Raw genomic sequence first — 16,951 nt, 5'->3', positions numbered from 1 at the left:
CAAGCCAGTAGCGGCGGTAGCCCAGGCGCTCTGCGCTCTGGGCCAGCGCTATCGTGTGCTGGAACGCCTGGGCGGCGTCTGCGCCTTCGGGAATCAGGCTCTTGTCGAGCAGGGACAGCGAGTAGGACACGGTGTGCAGCAGTGACGCCCTTGAAAGAATTGCTGCGAATTCTCTTGGGCATCGCGCGCACCGCTTGCGCTGATTTCCTCTATCGATATCTGCTTGTCGTTCAAAGGCGGGCGGCTCACCACGAATGCGGCAGCAAGGCCAGCGCGGCGGCCGCGTGAAAGCGCCGCATGGCGCGGATCGGCACGTAGCCATGCGGCGCGCGCCGCGCCACCTCGTGCGGCGAAGACGGCGCGATGCGCCACGCCGCCGTGGTCAGCGCGATGACAAGGCGGGCTTGTGCCGCCGGGGAAACATAGGGACTGCGCTGTGGCATGGGTAACTTCCAGGTGAACGCTGCGGCGATTCTGCGCAGCCGCCCCGCCATCGCAAAGACGGATTGCGAGTTACCTGATGCAGAAAATCTCACCGGCCGCGACGCTCCCTGACTACGATGGCCGCACACCATCACAGGAGCACAGACATGTCGAACCACGTCTACAAGTCCCTCGAGCTGACCGGCTCGTCGCCCGTCGGCATCGAGGACGCGGTGCAGACCGCCATCGCCAAGGCGCACGAGACGGTGCGCAACATCCAGTGGTTCACCGTCACCGAGACGCGCGGCCATGTGGTGGATGGCAAGGTCGCGCACTGGCAGGTGACGGTGAAGATCGGGTTCACGCTCGAGTAGCCCGCGCCGCGGACTTTTCGCCCCGCCCTAGTCCGCGATCACGTGCAGGCTGTGGTTCTCGCGGTGCGCCCGCGCGCACATGCGAGAGAGTGCCAGCAGGAACTCGAACACCGCCGGCTTGCGCGAGCAGGCCGGCGCGACCGCCAGGATTTCCTTGCGGAACATGGCCACCTCGCGCCCCGCGATCACCATTTCGGCGGACACGCCGTAGTAGTGTTTCCAGAACGTCTGCAGCGTGCCGTTGTCCAGCTCGTCGATGACCAGCGAATAGCCGTCCTCCCAGACGGTTTCGTCCATCGCGAGGCTGAGCAGGCCCGGCATTTCGGGCCCGACGCCTTCGGGCACCTGGATGATTCGGCGCATGCCCGGCCGTTATCGGCAGTTGCCCGGCGCACCGGCGAATTCGGGGAACTCGGTCACCACGGTGCCGTTGGCCGTGCTCTCGATGATGACGCGGCCGCACTTCTCGCCGGCCGTGCCGACGATCACGCCGAGGTTGGAGTCGTAGCGCACGCGGTTGTCGGGCTGCACCACCCGGTTCTGGCTGGCTGCGCTCTGCACCATCCGGCAGAAGGTCTGCGCCGCGGCCGCGTTGGTGCAGTACTGCGGCAGCAACTGGCTCGCGCCGGACGATGCGGTGCAGTGCCGCGCATAAATATGCTGGTAGCCGGCCTGCGTGACGATGCACGGCGGATCGACAAGCGCGGATTCGGTCGTCGGCGCGACGCTCTGGCAACCGGCCAGGAAGGTCAGTGCGGCGGCGCACAGCAAGGCAAGCTGGTTCGTTGTTCTCATGATCGTCTTCCTCAGCGAAATTTGATGATGTAGTTGATCGACAGGTTCTTCGGCCGTGTCTCCGAAGTGAGGCGCGCGGGCTTGTTCGGCACCGTCGTCTCCAGGTCGCCCGAGGACTGCCCCGCCGCATTGCCGCTCTGCGACACCGCGGCCAGCGTGACGGCCTTGTAGGTGTGGGTGTGCGTCTGCATGGCGTCGCACTGGTAGGAGCCCACGCCGTTGACGGTGCCGCTGCCCGTGGGACCGATGCGCGCCGCCGCATCCGGGTCCATGCCCGAGCCCGCATCGTTCCCGCGCAGGAAGAGGCCCCGGTAGTCGGGAATGCAGAAGTCGTCGCTGGCGCCGCCGTACAGGTAGCCCAGTGCGGCGAACAACTCCGGATACGCGCTCACCTTGAGCTTGCGCCCGTCGCACAGCATCCAGCCTTGCTGCTCGAGATAGCTGATCGGGATGTCGTCGCGCCTGGGCGCGGCCACCGAGTCCTGGCTCGTGCATGCGGTGTTTTTCCAGATGTTGTTGGCGTCGCCCGAAACGGGGTTCACCTGTCCGGCAAAGCCGCAGACGCTGCCGATGAGGCATGCATCGAACATATCGAAGTCCTTTCAGCCCGCCCCTGGGCGAACGGCGCAGAGGCCGTTGCGCTTCGGGCCGGTGGGTGTGACAGGCTGGGGGCTCAGGCGGCTTCGAGCAGTTGCAGGAGCTTGCGGTTGGAGTGGGCCAGCGTGTCCGGCGCGTCCCAGCTGCCATCGATGTTCAGCGTCGTGGTGAGCGAGTAGACGCCGGTCGGATAGTCCAGGCGCAGCGGGTTGTTGACCGTGCTCACGTCGATCACGTCGCCTTCCTGGTAGTCGCCGTAGGCAATGAAGTACTGCGGATGCGGCGAGAAAGTCAGGTTCTGGTTGGGACGCGCCTGCACTGCGTAGACGGTGCTGCCCGACATGGTCACGCCGACGGCGGCCTGCGACTTGAGCGGAATGTTCTTGGTCTCGTTCAGGTAGTAGCGATCCTTGTCCGGACCCGAGGTCGGATCGATGAACTGGTAGGCGCCGTTGTAGTCGAGCGTGATCTTGTTCTGCCCGTTCTCGGGGATGTAGAGCTCGGTCGCGCTGAACTGGATGCCGGGCCTGAGTTCGCCCGTTTCAGCCCAGGAAAAGCCGGTCTCGACGCTCCATTCGAACTTGACGCGCGCGGTCTTGCTCGGGTTGGAGTACTTGGCGAACCAGGCGAGCGACAGGGCGTTCGGCGACCAGCTCGTCGGGTCGTTCTGAAACACCATGAAGAAAGCCGAATGGCTCGCGCGGTTGTTGACGGTGATCGAATAAGTCTTGCCCATGACGCTCTCCAGAAGAAGTGGTTGGTTGAACAGTTCGCGCCGCAATGGCTGCGAACTGGAACCGACTCTAGGGAGCCGTCGCCTTCGACGGAATTACAGGCAATTACACCGATCGCAGTCTGCGGAATGCCTCAACGCTCAGCCCTGCGCACCGCCCTGGATGAGAAACGGAAAACTGCCGAAACGCACATCGCCGCGCCGCCGCTCGACCAGTTGCGCATCGGCCGGCTGCGTAGGCAGCGCATTGAGGATCTGGTGCTTCGCGCGAAAGATCTGGATGTTCACGTACGACGGCTCCACGCCGAGCATGCGGGAGAGCTCGTCCAGTGCGATCCAGCCCTGGCTCTGCGGCGCGAGCCCTCTTTGCGCATCCTGCGAACGCACGCGCGCTAGCGTGACGAGCGTGTAGTGGTGGATGCGTTCGCCCAGCGAGACCGACTTGCCGCCCGTCACCAGGTTGAGGCTCGTGTGCTCCTCGTTCTGGCTCACGCTGAAGTGCAGCGCAACGTCCAGGGGCTGCGGCGAGGCCGCCGGGATCGCGTTCACCGCAGTCGCTTCCAGGTCGTCGCACAGCACGAACTCCCAGGTGCTGCCGGCGGTGCGGACCATCGCGCCATCGCCGAGGCGATCGATGCCGTGGATGTGCTCGTGCACCCATTGGCCCTCGTGGAAATACACGTTCGCCTCGGGCTGGTTCGCATCCGGCAGCAGGTTCTCGCGCAGGCTCAGGGGCAGCGGCGCGCCACGCACTTCGCTGGGGAAAAGGCAGGTGACCGGCGGCGCGAGATCCTCGGCGATCCACACCGATTCCTCGCCCAGGCCGAGGCGCACTTCGGCACCTTGCGGCAGCAAGGTCCAGCGGCCGGCTGGCAGGCGCTCGCCGTTCAGCGTGGTGCCGTTGCGGCTCTGGTCGACGATCTCCCAGGCCTGCCGGTTCCAGCGGACCAGCGCGTGGATCTGCGAGACGTCCGGCGCCTGCAGCACCGTCTGGCACGCCGAGGGACGGCGGCCGAATGCGTGCAAGGGGCGCAGCACGGTGCCGCGTTGGTCGAGCTTGTTCCTGAAGACGGCCATGGGTGCGTTTTTTTTTCCGGCCTCAGACGTAGAGCGCCTGGGGGTTCAGGTCGCACTCCTGCAACGGGGTGCCGCGCCATCCCATGGCGACAGGCACGCGGTACAGGCGCGGGTTGCCGAGTTCGGGCCAGATGTGGCACAGGCCCGGCACGACCACCTTCACGGTACGAAGCGGGATGTCGGGCCGCGTGCAGTCGAGCACGATGGTCTCCATGCCGAGGCCCGAGGCGATGCCGACGCAGCGGGCGATCTCCTGCGCGATGTCTGCATGTGCGGCCTCGGCGGCGGGACGCTTCGGTGCAGCATCGCCCGGCATCAAGAAGCCGGGCACGCCGCTCTCGTCGTCCGAATGCGGGACGACGAACTTCTTTTCCGCTGCGATCAACTGGCTCATTTCGGTGAGCGCGCGTTCGCAGGCCAGCACCAGGTCCGGACTGCAGCCGAAGCCGATGGCCCAGTCGCCCGTCGCTCGGTGCCGGCCGATGGCGGCCACCACCGGGAGGCCGAAGTCGTGGGTGATGTCGAGCATCCAGTAACGCCAGGACGGCCCGAGGCTGCGCGCGATGCGTGCGGCGCTTTCGCCGGACAGGATGGCGAGGTCGATGGCGGGCCGCTGAATCCGCCCGTACCACCAGATGGCCGCGGCATCGCGTTCCACGAGTTCGAGGAAGCCTTGAAGAACGGCCTCTTCGCGCGTGTTGCCGGCGGCGCAGCCGTTCGATGTCCACACGGTGTGCTGCTGGCTCTCGGTCGGCGCATTGGCATAGCAGAAGGACAACGGCAGGTAGCAACGTTCGTTCGATGTCAGTGACCAGGCCGGTGCCCACCAGGCGATGTCGCTTGGAGAGGTCGCCTGCGAGGCGACCGCATGCGGCGGCCTGCGCCCATCCTGGTGCTGCCGCTCGCTGAATCGCGCCAGTTCGTGAGCCGGAATGCAACGCGCATCCAGCGCCGATGGCGCCGCGACGACGCAGGCTTCATCGCCCTGGTGAAAGGCGGCGTACCGCTCGATCGCCTCGCACATCGCGCTCGCGCGCGACTGGTCCGTGGACATGCCCTTGCCGAGGCACACCTGCACCAGCGCGTTCGCGGAAGGCGTGCCGTGCACGACCGGCGTCCTGAAGATCTCGCTGCGGTAGACCGTCAATGCGTCTTCGACTTCAGCACCGAGCGGCACGACCCGCGCGATGACGCCGCACAGCGGATCGACGTGCGGGGCGAGGCGCTCGACCGTGGCCGACGCCGGCACCGTGCGCCAGCCACCGTCGGGCCGGGCGCTGGCAAGACATGGCGCGAGCGTGACCGGCTCGCGCTGCAGGCGTGCCATGAGCCCGGCGTCGCCGCAGTGCGGGCACTGGGGCCGCGCCACGACGGCATGCGGCTGCGCAGGATCGAGCGTCCACAGCTGCTGGCTGCGTTGTGCGACGGCGCGCTGCGCCAATGGAAGCAACTCCTTCCATCGCGCCTCGACGAGTTCGCGGTCGGCCCGCACCGGCACGCCGATGGCTTCGCCGCCATGCCGGGCCTGCCACCATGCCCGTGCGGGTTGGTTTCGCAGCAGGCGATGCGACAGGCAATGCCAGCATGCGGTCGCTTCGTCCGGCGTGAACAACGGGCCGACCATCGCCTGTTCCCCGCTCGGCTTGACCAGCATCCAGGTCCGTTTTTCAGCGCGCTGCTGTGCATCGATCCGGCCCAGCCTCGGATCGAGGCAGTCGTCGCAGAAAACGATCGTCAGTGCGTCGCCCTCCACCATCTCATGGCCCCAGCGCCGGGCGGCTTCTTCATCTACCGCCTTCGACAGCACGACAACGTCAGCATGCTCATTCAAACGCGCACGCGTGCCCGGCGAAGAAAAATCCGGAACCACATAGCGTGCCGAATCCTCATCGCGCACCGGTCTCACGAGGCCCTGCCGCACCAGCGCCTCCAGCCCATGCAGCATCTCCGCCAGCATCGCGGGCGGCCCCGCGGTCCGGCAGTGCGAAGCCAGGCTCACCCCGTCGCGCAGCACCCGCTCGACGGCCAGCACGCCCGGCGATCCGAGCGCGAGCAGTTCCGTCTCGCTCATCAGCATCAGGCCGCTTGCCTGCACCAGTGGCGGCAGGAACCTGTCGTGCCACCGGAAGACATCGGTGAACAGATCCATGGCGGGCCGGCTGCGCGTCACGGTGCCCCCATCGCGAAGCGCGCGACCGTGTAAGGCCACTGGCCGGTCGTCGCCTGGAAGGCTGTCTCGAAGAGCCGGTGCTGCTCGGAGAACCGCGCATAGAGGTGGTCTTCGGAGCGCACGCGGATCGACGGATGAATGGCAGCGATCCGCGTGGCGTTTTCGAACCCCGACACCACCGGCAGGTGCATGCCGCCCACCTGCACCGGCATGCGCGCAAGGATCGGGTGGACGTAGTCCATCACGAGCACGCACGTCGCCGAACGCTGCTCGAACCATTCGGCCGCGCGGCGCAGCATCGCCTCCAGCGGCGCCTGCGCCAGATAGGGACACACGCCCTCCAGCACCAGCAGCACGGGCCGCTCGCCATGCAACGCCACGGCGTCCAGCCACGCGGTGCCGAGCACCGAGCACGCGAGGTTGCGCTCTGCGTCGCCGGGCGCCGCATGCGCCTCGCGCAGTCCGATGGCATCCGGCAGATCGACGTTGAGCCAACCGGCACCACCGCATGCGCCCAGCCGGCTGCGGCGCGTGCACAGGCCCGCCCCCAACGTGACGCAGAGGCCGCATGGATGCGCCGCGAAAAACGCCAACGCGAAGCGGTCGATCAGCGCGGCCCGCAGGACCACGCCCCGGACGAATGCGGCATCGGCGGTGTACGCCGCGAGGTCGAGCGACATCGCCGCGGCGATGCGCTGCGCCTCGGGGTCGGAAAAACCCGGCTCGGCCTGCACGCCGTCGGCGCTGGCCCGGGCGGCCAGCGTCAGCAGCAGCGTCGCCGTGGCGCCCTGCAGCGCGGACGCTCGTTCAGCAGGTGAACGGATAGGCACTGCCCGTGTTGTTGTACGCGGTGAGCGCGATCGCGCGCATGCCCTCTTCCACCGGCGGCTGCGGGTAGTTGAGCTTGATCGCGTTCTTGATCAGCGCGCCGTCGCTCCCCTTCAGGTTCCACTCGCCGCGCTTGGCATCCCAGGTGAGCTGCGGGTTGGTGGCGATGCGGATCTCGAAGTTGAACGGGTTGTTGTAGCCCAGCCATTGGCTCAGCACCGGGGCCTTGTCGGTGCCCGGCGCGCGCGTGAGGTCGGCGAAGAATTCCGGCGACTTCCAGGCGAGCGCGATGGCGCGCAACACCACGCCGCCGAAGGCCAGCAGCGAATCGTCGCCGCCGCCCGGAATGCCCAGGCCCGTAGGCAATGCGCCCTGCACCGGGCCGGGAGGCGTGGGCGGCGGATCGAACGCGGCCGGCGAGCCCATGAAGTTGGGGAACACCTGGTAGTAGGCCGCGAGCGCCTCGGGAACCAGTGCCGTGGGCGCCTCCGGCAGCACGATGACGAAGGCGTCGTCGGGGCCGATCCAGCCGGCGGTGAGCATCGGCTTCCACTCGGCCCACATCGCGGGGTTGCTGTCCACGTGCAGGCTGATGTCCAGCTGCGGCCAGAGCGTCGGCAGGCCGAAGTCGCGGTGCAGCAGGGGCTGGATGTCTTCCTGGTCGAGCAGCTCGCGGCGGTACGCATCGTCCTGCCACGATCGCGCGATGGCCCGCAGGTAGGCGAGGCGGAATTCGAGCAACGGCTCGGCACTTTGGCGCTGGATCATGATGACTTCTTCCTTGTTCAAGAAAAGTGCGCAGGCAGCAGCTTGCGCGGGGACAACTCCGGCCGCATCGCGGCCAGATCTTTCAGGCGTTCGGTGAGGTCGTGGCGGGCCGGTCCAAGGGCCTGCAGCGCGGCCAGCGCATCGGCCTCCGTGCGGTGCTTGCCGCCCTCGCGCGCCAGCGCGGCGGCACGCGCGAGGGACGCCATCGCATCAGCGCGGTCGCCCCCCGCACCCAGCAGGTAGCGGGCCTTCTTCAGGTGCAGCTCGGCGCTGTACAGCCCCTCGTTGAGCTGCGCCACCAGCTCGAGGCACTCGTCGATCCGCGCGATGGCCTCGGCCCATCGCTGGTGGCTCGCGAGGGTCTCGGCGGCGAAGGCGCGGTAGTAGGTCTGGCAGTAGCGGCACCCCATGTTCCACAGTGCCTGCACGGTGCCGTCGGCCTGCGCGATATCGGCCAGCTCGCCGGTCGACCAGCAGCGGATGATGTCGGCATAGCCCTGGAACGCCGGCAGGCCGTAGCGTGCGGTGATGTCCAGCAGCTCGGAGGTGCTCGCGAGCGCCGCCGCCCGGTCGCCGCGCGCCTGGTGGCCCAGGCTCTGGTAGAGCAGCGCCATGCTCAGCGAGGGTATGTGCGACATCTCGCGGGCCCACTGCACCGCCTGCGCGGCATCGGCGCGCGCGGCCTCGTCGTGGCCGGCGAACCAGCGCACCAGCGAGCGCCCGGTGGTCGCCCACACGCGCGTGTCGAAACCGAATTCGGCCGCATGGTGCGCATGCGCCTCGGGGCTGTAGCAATCGACGGCGTCCGAGAGCGCCACCTCGGCCACGGCGAAGCGGCCGTCGGAATAGTGGGCCAGGCCCAGGTAGGTCTGCGCGGCGACGTACACGCCCTTGTCATCCTGCTGCCGCGCGTGGTCGAGCAGCCGGTGGCTCAGCCGCCGGACCTCGTCGCGGTTGCTCGCGACGTGGTGGAAGGTGATCATGGTCCACAGGTGCTGCACCTGCTTCTCGCGGGGCACGGTGCCGTTCAGCAGTTCCTGCGACAGCGCGATGCGGTCCACCACCTGCGCATGGGCCCAGCCGTGCTTGTTCATCATCGCCTGCGTGACGTAGCTGTTCACGTCCAGCCGGGCCTCGCGCTGCGCGTTGCCCTCCAGCCGCGCGACCCAGCCGTCGATGTGCTGCGCATAGGCGATGGTTTCGTCGTTTAGCGAGCGATGCTGCGTGACGCGAAGCTGCCGCACCGCGAGCGCGACCGCCTGCGCGTGATCGCCCGCGTCGGCCCAGTGCTGCGCGACGCTGCCCGGCTCGCTGGCCACGCGTTGCGGGTAGTGGCGCATCAGCGCCTGCGCCACACGCTCGTGCTGCTGGCGGCGTTGCGCGACCAGCATGCATTCGTAGGCGGTGTCGCGGATCAGCGCATGCCGGAAGATGAAGGCGCCGCTCTCCGCGGCCGACGGCTCGGCCGGCATGACGAGGCCTGCCTCGCGCAGGGCCCGCAGTTCCGAGTCCACCGCCTCGCGGCTGCGGCCCGAGCAGGCGGACAGCAGTTGCGCATCGAACGCCCGGCCGACGGTGGCGGCCAGCTGAAGCAGGCTCTTGGCGGCGCCGAGCCGGTCGAAGCGGCTGACCAGCGAATCGCGCAGCGTGACGGGAATGGCTGCCGGCTGCACAGCGTCCTTGAAGACCCAGGTGCCATCGGCTTCCACCAGGTAGCTGTCAAGCAGCATGCGCGCCATCTCTTCCACGAAGAGCGGCACGCCGTCGGTGCGCGCGACGATGTTGCGCACCACCGCGGCATCGAGCGCTCTCGGCGCGAGCACCTGGCGCGTCAGTTGCGTGGCCTGTTCGTCGTCGAGCCTTCGCACTTCGATGCATTCGGCCTCCAGGCCCGGCGGCTTCAGCCACTCGGGCCGCGCGGTCATCACCAGCAGCACGCGCCGGTCTGCCAGCTGCGCGACCAGGCTTTCGAGAAACTCGACGCTCGTCGGGTCGGCCCAATGCACGTCTTCGACCACCAGCAGCAGCGGCGACGTTGCGGCCATGTGCAGCAGCCATTGCGCGGTCGACTGCAGCAGCAGCGCCTTCTGCATCGCGGGCGACATCTGGCTCGGCGCGCGCGCACCCAGCGGAAGCGACAGCCATGCGCAGAAGATCGGGACCACGGCCTGCACATCGCAGCCGGCGGCCTGCAGCGCCTCGTGCAGGCGATCGCGGCGGCTGTCCGGTGTCGCACCCGGCACGGCATCCAGATGCTGGCGCAGCAGCGAGAGAAACGGCGTCAGCGCGTTGTTCTGGTGTTCGGGCTGGCACTGCGCGCCCACCGACCTTCGGCCCTCCTGCGCCGCGTGCTCGCGCAGCACATCGACGAGGCACGACTTGCCGATGCCCGGCTCGCCGCGAATCCACACCGCGCGCCCCTGCCCGTTGCAGGCCTCCGCCCACTGGGTGCGCAGCAGGTCGAGCTCCGCGTCGCGCCCGATGCACCGGTGGCCCAGCGCCCCCGGCACGGCGATGGGCGGCGAGAAGGACGGCTTCCGCGGATCGAGCCGGTAGGTCTGGATGCCGGCCGATTGCCCCGGCAGGCTCACGATGCCGGCCGCATCGAAATGCGCGTGGCGCGACAGCAGGCGGTAGCTGCTCTCGCTCGCCAGCAGCGTTCCCATGTCGGCCACGCCTTCCAGCCGCATCGCGACGCTCACCGCATGCCCCGAGGGGATCTCGCCCGCGGCCACCACGGCCATGCCGGTGTGCATGCCGATGCGGATGCCCAGGTGCGCGCCGTGCGCCTGCCGGATCGCCTCCGCCCGGCTGTGCCCGAGCGCCGTCAGCGCCAGCGCCGTCATGCTCGCGTGCCGCGCATCGGTGTCGCTCGCATGCGGATAGCCGAAGATCACGATCATCCGGTCGCCCAGCATGCCGGCCAGCAGGCCGCCGCGGCGCGTGGCCACATCGGCGAATTGGCCGAATTCCTCGCGCTGCAGGAGCTCCAGCTTTTCGATGTCCGACGCCGGCACGGCGCCTTCGGTGTCTTCGCCTTCTTCGCCTTCCCCGGCATCGGGCCAGACCGCGACGCTGCAGCACAGCACCGTGAGCTGCCGCTTCTCGGCGAATGCCCGGGGCGAAGCCACGGTGCGCGTGAGCGGATCGTCGTGCCGTTGCTGCGCGGAACGCAGTGCGCCCACGAGGTTGTCCAGCCGCAGTTGCCCCAGTTCGTCCAGCAGGGTCGCAGCCGAGCCGCAGCGCTCGTCGGCCTTCTTCCTGAGCGCATGCCGCAGGAGCGCAGCCACGGGATGCCCGGCGATCTCCGCCGGCAGCGGCACCTCCAGCGGACTGAGCTGCTGGTGAAAGATTTCGGCCGTCGATTCGCCCCGCACCGCGGGCACGCCCGTGAGGCATTCGAGAAACATCAAACCCCACGCGTACAGGTCGGAACGCACGCTGGCCGGTTCGCCGCGCAGTTGCTCGGGGGCGGTGTACGCGGGCGTGCCGAGGCACTCCTCGGCCATCGTGAGCGTCGGGAACTGCAGGCCCTTGTTCAGCGGAATCACGGTGCTGATGCCGAAGTCCAGCACCTTCGCATGCGGCACCGCACCGGTGAAGGTGACCATCACGTTGTCGGGCTTGAGGTCGCGGTGCACGATGCCGGCGCGGTGCGCGCAGTCCAGGGCATCGAGCACTTCGGCCATGAGATGCCCGGTCTCCGTCGCGGTCAGCGAGCCTTTGCGCCGCACCAGGCTGCGCAGCGTTTCGCCGGGCACGTATTCGAAGACGCCGTAGACGCAGTCGCCCTGCTCGCCCTTGTCGAGCAGCTGCACGATGTGCGGGTGGTGCAGTGCCGCGCAGAGCCTGGTCTCGCGGTGGAAGCGCGCCACGCGCTGCTTGCCGTCCTGCAGCTTCACGACCTTCACGGCGACGACGGTGCCCGTGTGGCGCTGCATGGCGCGGTAGACGGTGCCGTAGCCGCCAACGCCCAGCACCTCCAGCAGGTCGTAGCCGGGAATGTGCTGCGCGACTTGGTCGGTGAGGTCACCGCGGCCAATGACGGCGTCCTGCATGTCAGCCCCCATCTTCTTGTTGATCGGCAAACGCCATCCGACGGGCGCCGCAACAAGGATTGCCACGCAACACATCGTCTGAAACACGATTTGTTACTTTAGCGGACAGGGAGATTTTTCCAGTCGAAAAATCTTTAAAAGAAGACGCCGCGCAAGGGCTCTGGCGGCCTTTCTATTACGTGTGCGACCGCTATTACGCTGAAAGAATTCGCGCGTGCGGCCGGCGCGGTTCAGGCGAAATCGGTCGACGGTTTTTCCCAGAGATTGACGCCGCCTTCCACCGCGTACTTGTCGATCTCCGCGAGCTCCTCGGCACTCAGCGGCGCGTGGCGCAAGGCCGCGACGTTGTCCACGATCTGCTCGGGCCGGCTCGCACCGATGAGCGCGGAACTCACGCGCGGATCGCGCAGCGTCCACGTCAGCGCGAGCTGCGCGAGGCTCTGGCCGCGGCGCTTCGCAATCTCGTTGAGCGCGCGTGCGCGTTCCACGTTGTCGTGGGACAGATGCTCCTGCTTGAGCGACCCGCCGCCGGGACGGTTGATGCGCGCATCGGCCGGAATGCCCTGCAGGTACTTGTCGGTGAGGAGCCCTTGCGCGAGTGGCGTGAAGGCGATCACGCCCGCGCCGAGTTCGTCGGTGGCATCGAGCAGGTCCTTCTCGATCCAGCGGTTGAAAAGGTTGTAGGCCGGCTGGTGGATGAGCAGCGGCACCTTCCACTCGCGCAGCAGCGCGGCGATCTCGCGCGTCTTGCCGGCGGAGTACGACGAGATGCCGATGTACAGCGCCTTGCCCTGCTGCACGGCCTGGGCCAGCGCGGAGGCGGTTTCTTCCAGCGGCGTGTGCGGATCGAAGCGGTGCGAATAGAAGATGTCCACGTAGTCCACGCCCAGGCGCTTCAGGCTCTGGTCGAGGCTCGCGAGCACGTATTTGCGCGAGCCGCCGCCCTGGCCGTAGGGGCCGGGCCACATGTCCCAGCCGGCCTTGCTGGAAATGATGAGTTCGTCGCGGTAGGCCTTGAAGTCCTCGCGCAGCAGGCGCCCGAAATTGGTCTCGGCGCTGCCGTACGGCGGGCCGTAATTATTGGCCAGGTCGAAGTGGTTGATGCCCAGGTCGAACGCGGTGCGCAGGAGCTTGCGCTGCACGTCGATGGGCGTGCTGTCCCCGAAGTTGTGCCAGAGCCCCAGCGAGATGGCGGGCAGCACGAGCCCGCTGCGCCCGACGCGGCGATAGGGAATGGCGTCGTAACGCTCGGGGGCGGCAAGGTAGGTCATGGGTGCATGGAAAGTGAAAGGGGAGCGACATGATGCCCGCGCGTTTGCGCATATGCATGCGCGGTTTTCTTCGTTGGTGACGCGGACAGGGCTTTCTAGGATCGTCGCTTCCCAACCAGCCCACCGCTCCCGTGCCGGAGCGCGCCGTCATGCCCACCGAGACGCCCTCTTCCATTCCTTCGCGCCGCGTGGCGCTCAAGACCCTTGCCTCGCTGACCGCCATCGGCGGCCTCGCGCTTGCAGGCTGCTCCCGCGAAGACACCAAGGCCGCGGCGGCCAGCGGCCCGGCCGTGGTGAAGAAGACCGGCGACAAGGTTGCCTTCAAGTACCCCAACAATCCGTCGTTCGACCTCATCTACCTGGCCGACGAGCTGGGCTACTTCGAGGGCACCAACACCCGCCCCGACTACGTCGGCAAGATCGCCGCGCCGCAGATCATTCCGCTCGTGGGCACGGGCGAGATCGACTTCGGCAGCCGCATGGTGCCGCTGGTGATCTCGGCCATCGCGTCGGGTGCGGACCTCAAGGTGGTGGCTGCGGGCGGCAAGACGCTGCAGGAAGCACCGCACATGAAGTACTTCGTGCGCAAGGACTCGGGCATCCGCAACCCGAAGGACCTGGAAGGCAAGACCATCGGCTTCAACAGCTTCGGCGCCTGCGCCGAGTTCGTGACCAAGAAGTACCTGCGCCAGCACGACGTGGACGTGACGAAGATCAACTTCGTGGTCATTCCCGACGAACAGGCCGAGCAGACGCTGGTGACGGGCAACACCGACCTCGCGATCATCCACGCGCCCTTCTCGGGCCGCGCGGACAACGCCGAATCGCTGGTGCGCCTGTGGAGCGACTTCGACCTCGATGGCGGCCTGGGCGGCATGGCGCCCTACAGCGCGCACGGCCAGTTCATCCGCCAGCACCCCGAGGCGGTGCGCGACGTGGTGGCGGCACTGGCCAAGGCCGGCAACTGGGTCAACGCCAACACCGAAGAGGCGCGCAAGCTCGTGGCCAAGCGCATCAACATGGACCTGAAGAACGTCGACCGCTACGCCTACGTCGACGACCTGGTGGTAACCGAGCCGCCGATCCAGTACTACATCGACATCCTGCAGTCCGAGGGCAAGCTCGCCGCGGGCAAGGTGGCGGTGAAGGACGTCTACACCAACGAGTTCAACCCCTTCGCGCAACCCGCCGCGAAGTCCTGACCCGCACGCGCCATGAGCCTCAAGATCTCGGCCCGCGACGTGCGGATGGACTACGCCGCGCGCGGCGCGAGCGAGCGCGTGCGGGTGCTCGAAGGCTTCGACCTCGACGTGCGCGAGGGCGAATTCCTCTCGGTGCTCGGCCCCTCGGGTTGCGGCAAGTCGACGTTCCTCGGCATCCTGGCCGGGCTCACCGAGCGCACCGGCGGGCGGATCGCCATCAACGGCCAGCCGCTCGCGGGCATCAACCGCAACCAGGGCGTGGTGTTCCAGGGCTATGCGCTTTTTCCGTGGCTCTCGGTGCTCGACAACATCGCGGTGGGCCTGGAGATCCGCGGCATCGGCAAGACGGAGCGCCGCCGCACCGCGCACGAATACCTCGAGCTGGTGGGCCTGCACGGCTTTGCCGATCGCTACCCGCACGAGATCTCGGGCGGCATGAAGCAGCGCGTGGCCATCGCGCGTTCGCTCGCCTACAAGCCCGACGTGCTGCTGATGGACGAGCCCTTCGCCGCGCTCGACGCGCAGACGCGCGAGATCCTGCAGGGCGAGCTGCTGCGCATCTGGGAGCAGTACCGCAAGACCATCGTCTTCATCACACACAGCCTCGAAGAGGCGGTGTATCTCTCGGACCGCGTGGCGGTGATGACGCAGCGGCCCGGGCGCATCAAGGACATCATCGACATCCCGCTTGCGCGGCCGCGCTCGGCAGAGATTCGTCACTCGGCCGAGTTCGCAGCCCTGCGCCAGCGTGCGTGGGAGGTGCTGAAGGACGAAGTGCAGGTGGGCTTGCGGCCCCGGTCGCTCGAGGGCGTCGTGTCATGAGTGCATTCCGTTTTTCTCCTTCCCCCCTTGGGGGAAGGTTGGGATGGGGGCAGGCGGCCTTTGCAATGGCCCTGCGCTTCGATACGCCGCCTGCTCCCACTCCATCCCTCCCCCGGAGGGCGAGGGAGCAACAGCCGACAACGGGAGGTGTTCGATGAGCGCCGTACTCGACGCCCCTGCGGTCCGCTCCCCCGGCCGCTTCTTGAAATTGGCACGCGGCCTCGCCCGCGTGGCCGAACGCGGCATAGGCATCGTCGTCTTCCTGGCCCTGTGGGAAGCCCTGCCCCGCCTGGGCATCGTGAGCGACGCCTACCTGAGCCCGCCCTCGGCCGTCATTGCGAGCATCGCCCAGCTCGTGGACACCGGCCAGCTCTGGAAGCACCTGGCCGCGAGCCTGCAGCGCTCGCTGTGGGGCCTGTTGCTCGCAAGCTTCTTCGGCGTGGTGCTGGGCCTCTCGATCGGCAGTTCGAAGCGCCTCGCGGCCATCGTCGATCCGGTGCTGCAGCTCTTTCGGCAGACCTCGGCCTTCGCCCTCTTCCCGGTGTTCATCCTGTTCCTGGGCATCGGCGAGCTGTCGAAGGTGGCGATCATCTTCTGGGCCTCGTTCTGGCCGGTGCTGCTGAGCACGGTGAGCGGCGTGAAGCAGGTCGATCGCCTGCTGGTCAACTCGGCGCTGTCGATGGGCGCGTCGCAGCGCTTCATCTTCTTCAAGGTGGTGTTGCCGGCCTCGCTGCCGTCGATCTTCACCGGCGTGCGGCTGGCGGGGGCGTACAGCATCACCGCGCTGGTCGCGGCCGAGATGATCGGCGCGCACTCGGGCCTGGGCTTTCTCACGCTCAATTCGCAGGAGACCTTCCAGATCCCGACGATGTACGCCGGCATCCTTCTTCTGGCCGTGCTCGGGCTGCTGCTCAACTACCTGCTCGCCCTTCTGGAGCGGCGGCTGCTGCGCTGGCGCAGGGGGCTGAGCCTCGATGACTGAGCGCAAGCTGGTCCTCGCAGGCGCGGCGCTCGCAGCCGCCGTGGCCCTCGCGGGCATCGGCGGCGCATGGGCCTTCGCGACGCCCTCGCTGTCGAGCCTGCCGAAGGGACCGGTACTGGCCCGCGCCGTCGAACGCGGCAAGCTGGTCGTCGGCGTGCGCCGCTACCCGCGCCCCGCCCCGCCCGAAGCCCCGACGCCGCCCGAGCCCGACGGCTTCGACGCCACGCTGGCAAGGGCGCTGGCGCAGTCGCTCGGCGTGCCGCTGGAGCTGGTAGGCCTCGATGCAGCCGCGCAGGAAGCCGCGTTGCGCGAAGGCCGCATCGACCTGCTGGTCGCCGGCGTGCCCGCGCATTCCGCGCAAGACATCGCCGCAGCACCCGGCAGCTACGACATCGGCCAAGGCCTCGTGGTCGCGCTTCGCCGCGGCAAGGTGCAGGAGGCGTCCGCGCTGCGTGGCGCCACCGTGTGTGTCGGCGAAGGCTCGGGCTATGCGGGCGCGGTGTCGCAGCGCTTCGGCGCCCAGCCGCGCAACTACCCTTCGTCCGTGCACGCCGCATCGGCCTTCATGGCCGGCGAATGCGCCGCGCTCGCCGAGGACGGCGAGGTGCTCGAGCGCCTCATGCAGAACGAGGAATGGCGCTTCTACAAGCCGCTGGCAAGCGACCTGCGCCCACCTTCGGATGCCGCGATCCGCCTGCCTGAAGGCGATGCCGTGTCGCGCGATTACCTCGCCGCAGCGCTGCGCCAATGGCGAGCCGACGGCACGCTGACCAAGGCGCGCGGCGCGCGGGCAGGCAACCTGCAGTTCGAGATCACGCTGCTCAAGGATGGCTTCGTGTGCCATTCCTAGT

General features: G+C 68.1%; 16 protein-coding genes and 1 pseudogene. 5 read left to right on the top strand and 12 right to left on the bottom strand.

From position 1 onward, the window contains the following. Both RT97_RS33670 and RT97_RS00840 read right to left on the bottom strand, forming a co-directional pair. Positions 1 to 130, bottom strand: a pseudogene (locus tag RT97_RS33670) (alkanal monooxygenase); the annotation flags it as partial. A 115-nt stretch (positions 131 to 245) separates the two neighbouring features. Then, a complete protein-coding gene (locus RT97_RS00840) occupies positions 246 to 443 on the bottom strand; it encodes a hypothetical protein (protein ID WP_042576883.1) in 198 nt (65 codons plus the stop codon). A 147-nt stretch (positions 444 to 590) separates the two neighbouring features. On the opposite strand from RT97_RS00840, the gene RT97_RS00835 reads away from it, so the two are divergent. Beyond that, the gene (locus RT97_RS00835; RefSeq protein WP_013541395.1) at positions 591 to 797 is read left to right on the top strand and encodes a dodecin; all 207 of its coding nucleotides are present in this window, start codon (positions 591 to 593) and stop codon (positions 795 to 797) included. Positions 798 to 824: 27 nt separating this feature from the next. Here RT97_RS00835 and RT97_RS00830 read toward each other — a convergent pair whose 3' ends face one another. The 10 genes from RT97_RS00830 to mgrA all read right to left on the bottom strand — a co-directional run bounded on the left by RT97_RS00830 (position 825) and on the right by mgrA (position 13,094). Further along, positions 825 to 1,160 (bottom strand): hypothetical protein, encoded by a 336-nt coding sequence (locus RT97_RS00830; protein WP_042576882.1) that lies wholly within the window; start codon positions 1,158 to 1,160, stop codon positions 825 to 827. A gap of 9 nt (positions 1,161 to 1,169) precedes the next feature. Then, positions 1,170 to 1,592, bottom strand: a complete 423-nt coding sequence (locus RT97_RS00825; protein ID WP_155403695.1) for a hypothetical protein — start codon at positions 1,590 to 1,592, stop codon at positions 1,170 to 1,172. Positions 1,593 to 1,603: 11 nt separating this feature from the next. After that, on the bottom strand, positions 1,604 to 2,182 hold the full coding sequence (locus RT97_RS00820; protein WP_080898116.1) for a phage tail protein: 579 nt from the start codon (positions 2,180 to 2,182) through the stop codon (positions 1,604 to 1,606). 83 nt (positions 2,183 to 2,265) lie between these two features. Beyond that, the gene (locus RT97_RS00815) at positions 2,266 to 2,925 is read right to left on the bottom strand and encodes a hypothetical protein (RefSeq protein WP_042576880.1); all 660 of its coding nucleotides are present in this window, start codon (positions 2,923 to 2,925) and stop codon (positions 2,266 to 2,268) included. 138 nt (positions 2,926 to 3,063) lie between these two features. After that, on the bottom strand, positions 3,064 to 3,999 hold the full coding sequence (locus RT97_RS00810; RefSeq protein ID WP_042576879.1) for an FHA domain-containing protein: 936 nt from the start codon (positions 3,997 to 3,999) through the stop codon (positions 3,064 to 3,066). A 22-nt stretch (positions 4,000 to 4,021) separates the two neighbouring features. Beyond that, positions 4,022 to 6,148 (bottom strand): TOMM precursor leader peptide-binding protein, encoded by a 2,127-nt coding sequence (locus RT97_RS00805; protein WP_042576878.1) that lies wholly within the window; start codon positions 6,146 to 6,148, stop codon positions 4,022 to 4,024. A 17-nt stretch (positions 6,149 to 6,165) separates the two neighbouring features. Then, positions 6,166 to 6,999 (bottom strand): class I SAM-dependent methyltransferase, encoded by an 834-nt coding sequence (locus RT97_RS00800; protein ID WP_253278097.1) that lies wholly within the window; start codon positions 6,997 to 6,999, stop codon positions 6,166 to 6,168. Next, positions 6,977 to 7,765 (bottom strand): BMA_0021/BMA_0022 family TOMM bacteriocin, encoded by a 789-nt coding sequence (locus tag RT97_RS00795; protein ID WP_042576877.1) that lies wholly within the window; start codon positions 7,763 to 7,765, stop codon positions 6,977 to 6,979. Before RT97_RS00795 ends, RT97_RS00800 begins: the two co-directional genes overlap by 23 nt. Before the next feature lie 17 nt (positions 7,766 to 7,782). Further along, on the bottom strand, positions 7,783 to 11,889 hold the full coding sequence (locus RT97_RS00790) for a TOMM system kinase/cyclase fusion protein (protein ID WP_253278096.1): 4,107 nt from the start codon (positions 11,887 to 11,889) through the stop codon (positions 7,783 to 7,785). Between the two features lie 164 nt (positions 11,890 to 12,053). Continuing rightward, positions 12,054 to 13,094 (bottom strand): L-glyceraldehyde 3-phosphate reductase, encoded by a 1,041-nt coding sequence (mgrA, locus tag RT97_RS00785; protein ID WP_042576875.1) that lies wholly within the window; start codon positions 13,092 to 13,094, stop codon positions 12,054 to 12,056. A 149-nt stretch (positions 13,095 to 13,243) separates the two neighbouring features. Between mgrA and RT97_RS00780 the strand changes: the two genes are divergently transcribed. The 4 genes from RT97_RS00780 to RT97_RS00765 all read left to right on the top strand — a co-directional run bounded on the left by RT97_RS00780 (position 13,244) and on the right by RT97_RS00765 (position 16,950). Continuing rightward, positions 13,244 to 14,296: an ABC transporter substrate-binding protein gene (locus RT97_RS00780; protein WP_042576874.1), complete on the top strand. Its 1,053-nt coding sequence runs from the start codon at positions 13,244 to 13,246 to the stop codon at positions 14,294 to 14,296. A gap of 12 nt (positions 14,297 to 14,308) precedes the next feature. Continuing rightward, positions 14,309 to 15,118, top strand: coding sequence for an ABC transporter ATP-binding protein (locus tag RT97_RS00775; RefSeq protein ID WP_042576873.1), 810 nt, complete (start codon positions 14,309 to 14,311; stop codon positions 15,116 to 15,118). Positions 15,119 to 15,272: 154 nt separating this feature from the next. Continuing rightward, positions 15,273 to 16,100, top strand: coding sequence for an ABC transporter permease (locus RT97_RS00770; protein WP_042576872.1), 828 nt, complete (start codon positions 15,273 to 15,275; stop codon positions 16,098 to 16,100). Beyond that, on the top strand, positions 16,093 to 16,950 hold the full coding sequence (locus RT97_RS00765) for a substrate-binding periplasmic protein (RefSeq protein WP_042576871.1): 858 nt from the start codon (positions 16,093 to 16,095) through the stop codon (positions 16,948 to 16,950). Before RT97_RS00770 ends, RT97_RS00765 begins: the two co-directional genes overlap by 8 nt. Position 16,951 lies beyond the last annotated feature (1 nt).

Origin of the sequence: Variovorax paradoxus (genome assembly GCF_000834655.1) — a bacterium.
GTDB lineage: Bacteria > Pseudomonadota > Gammaproteobacteria > Burkholderiales > Burkholderiaceae_C > Variovorax > Variovorax paradoxus_F.
Note: the sequence above shows the minus strand (reverse complement) of the source record. Positions and strands in the feature narration are given on the sequence as shown.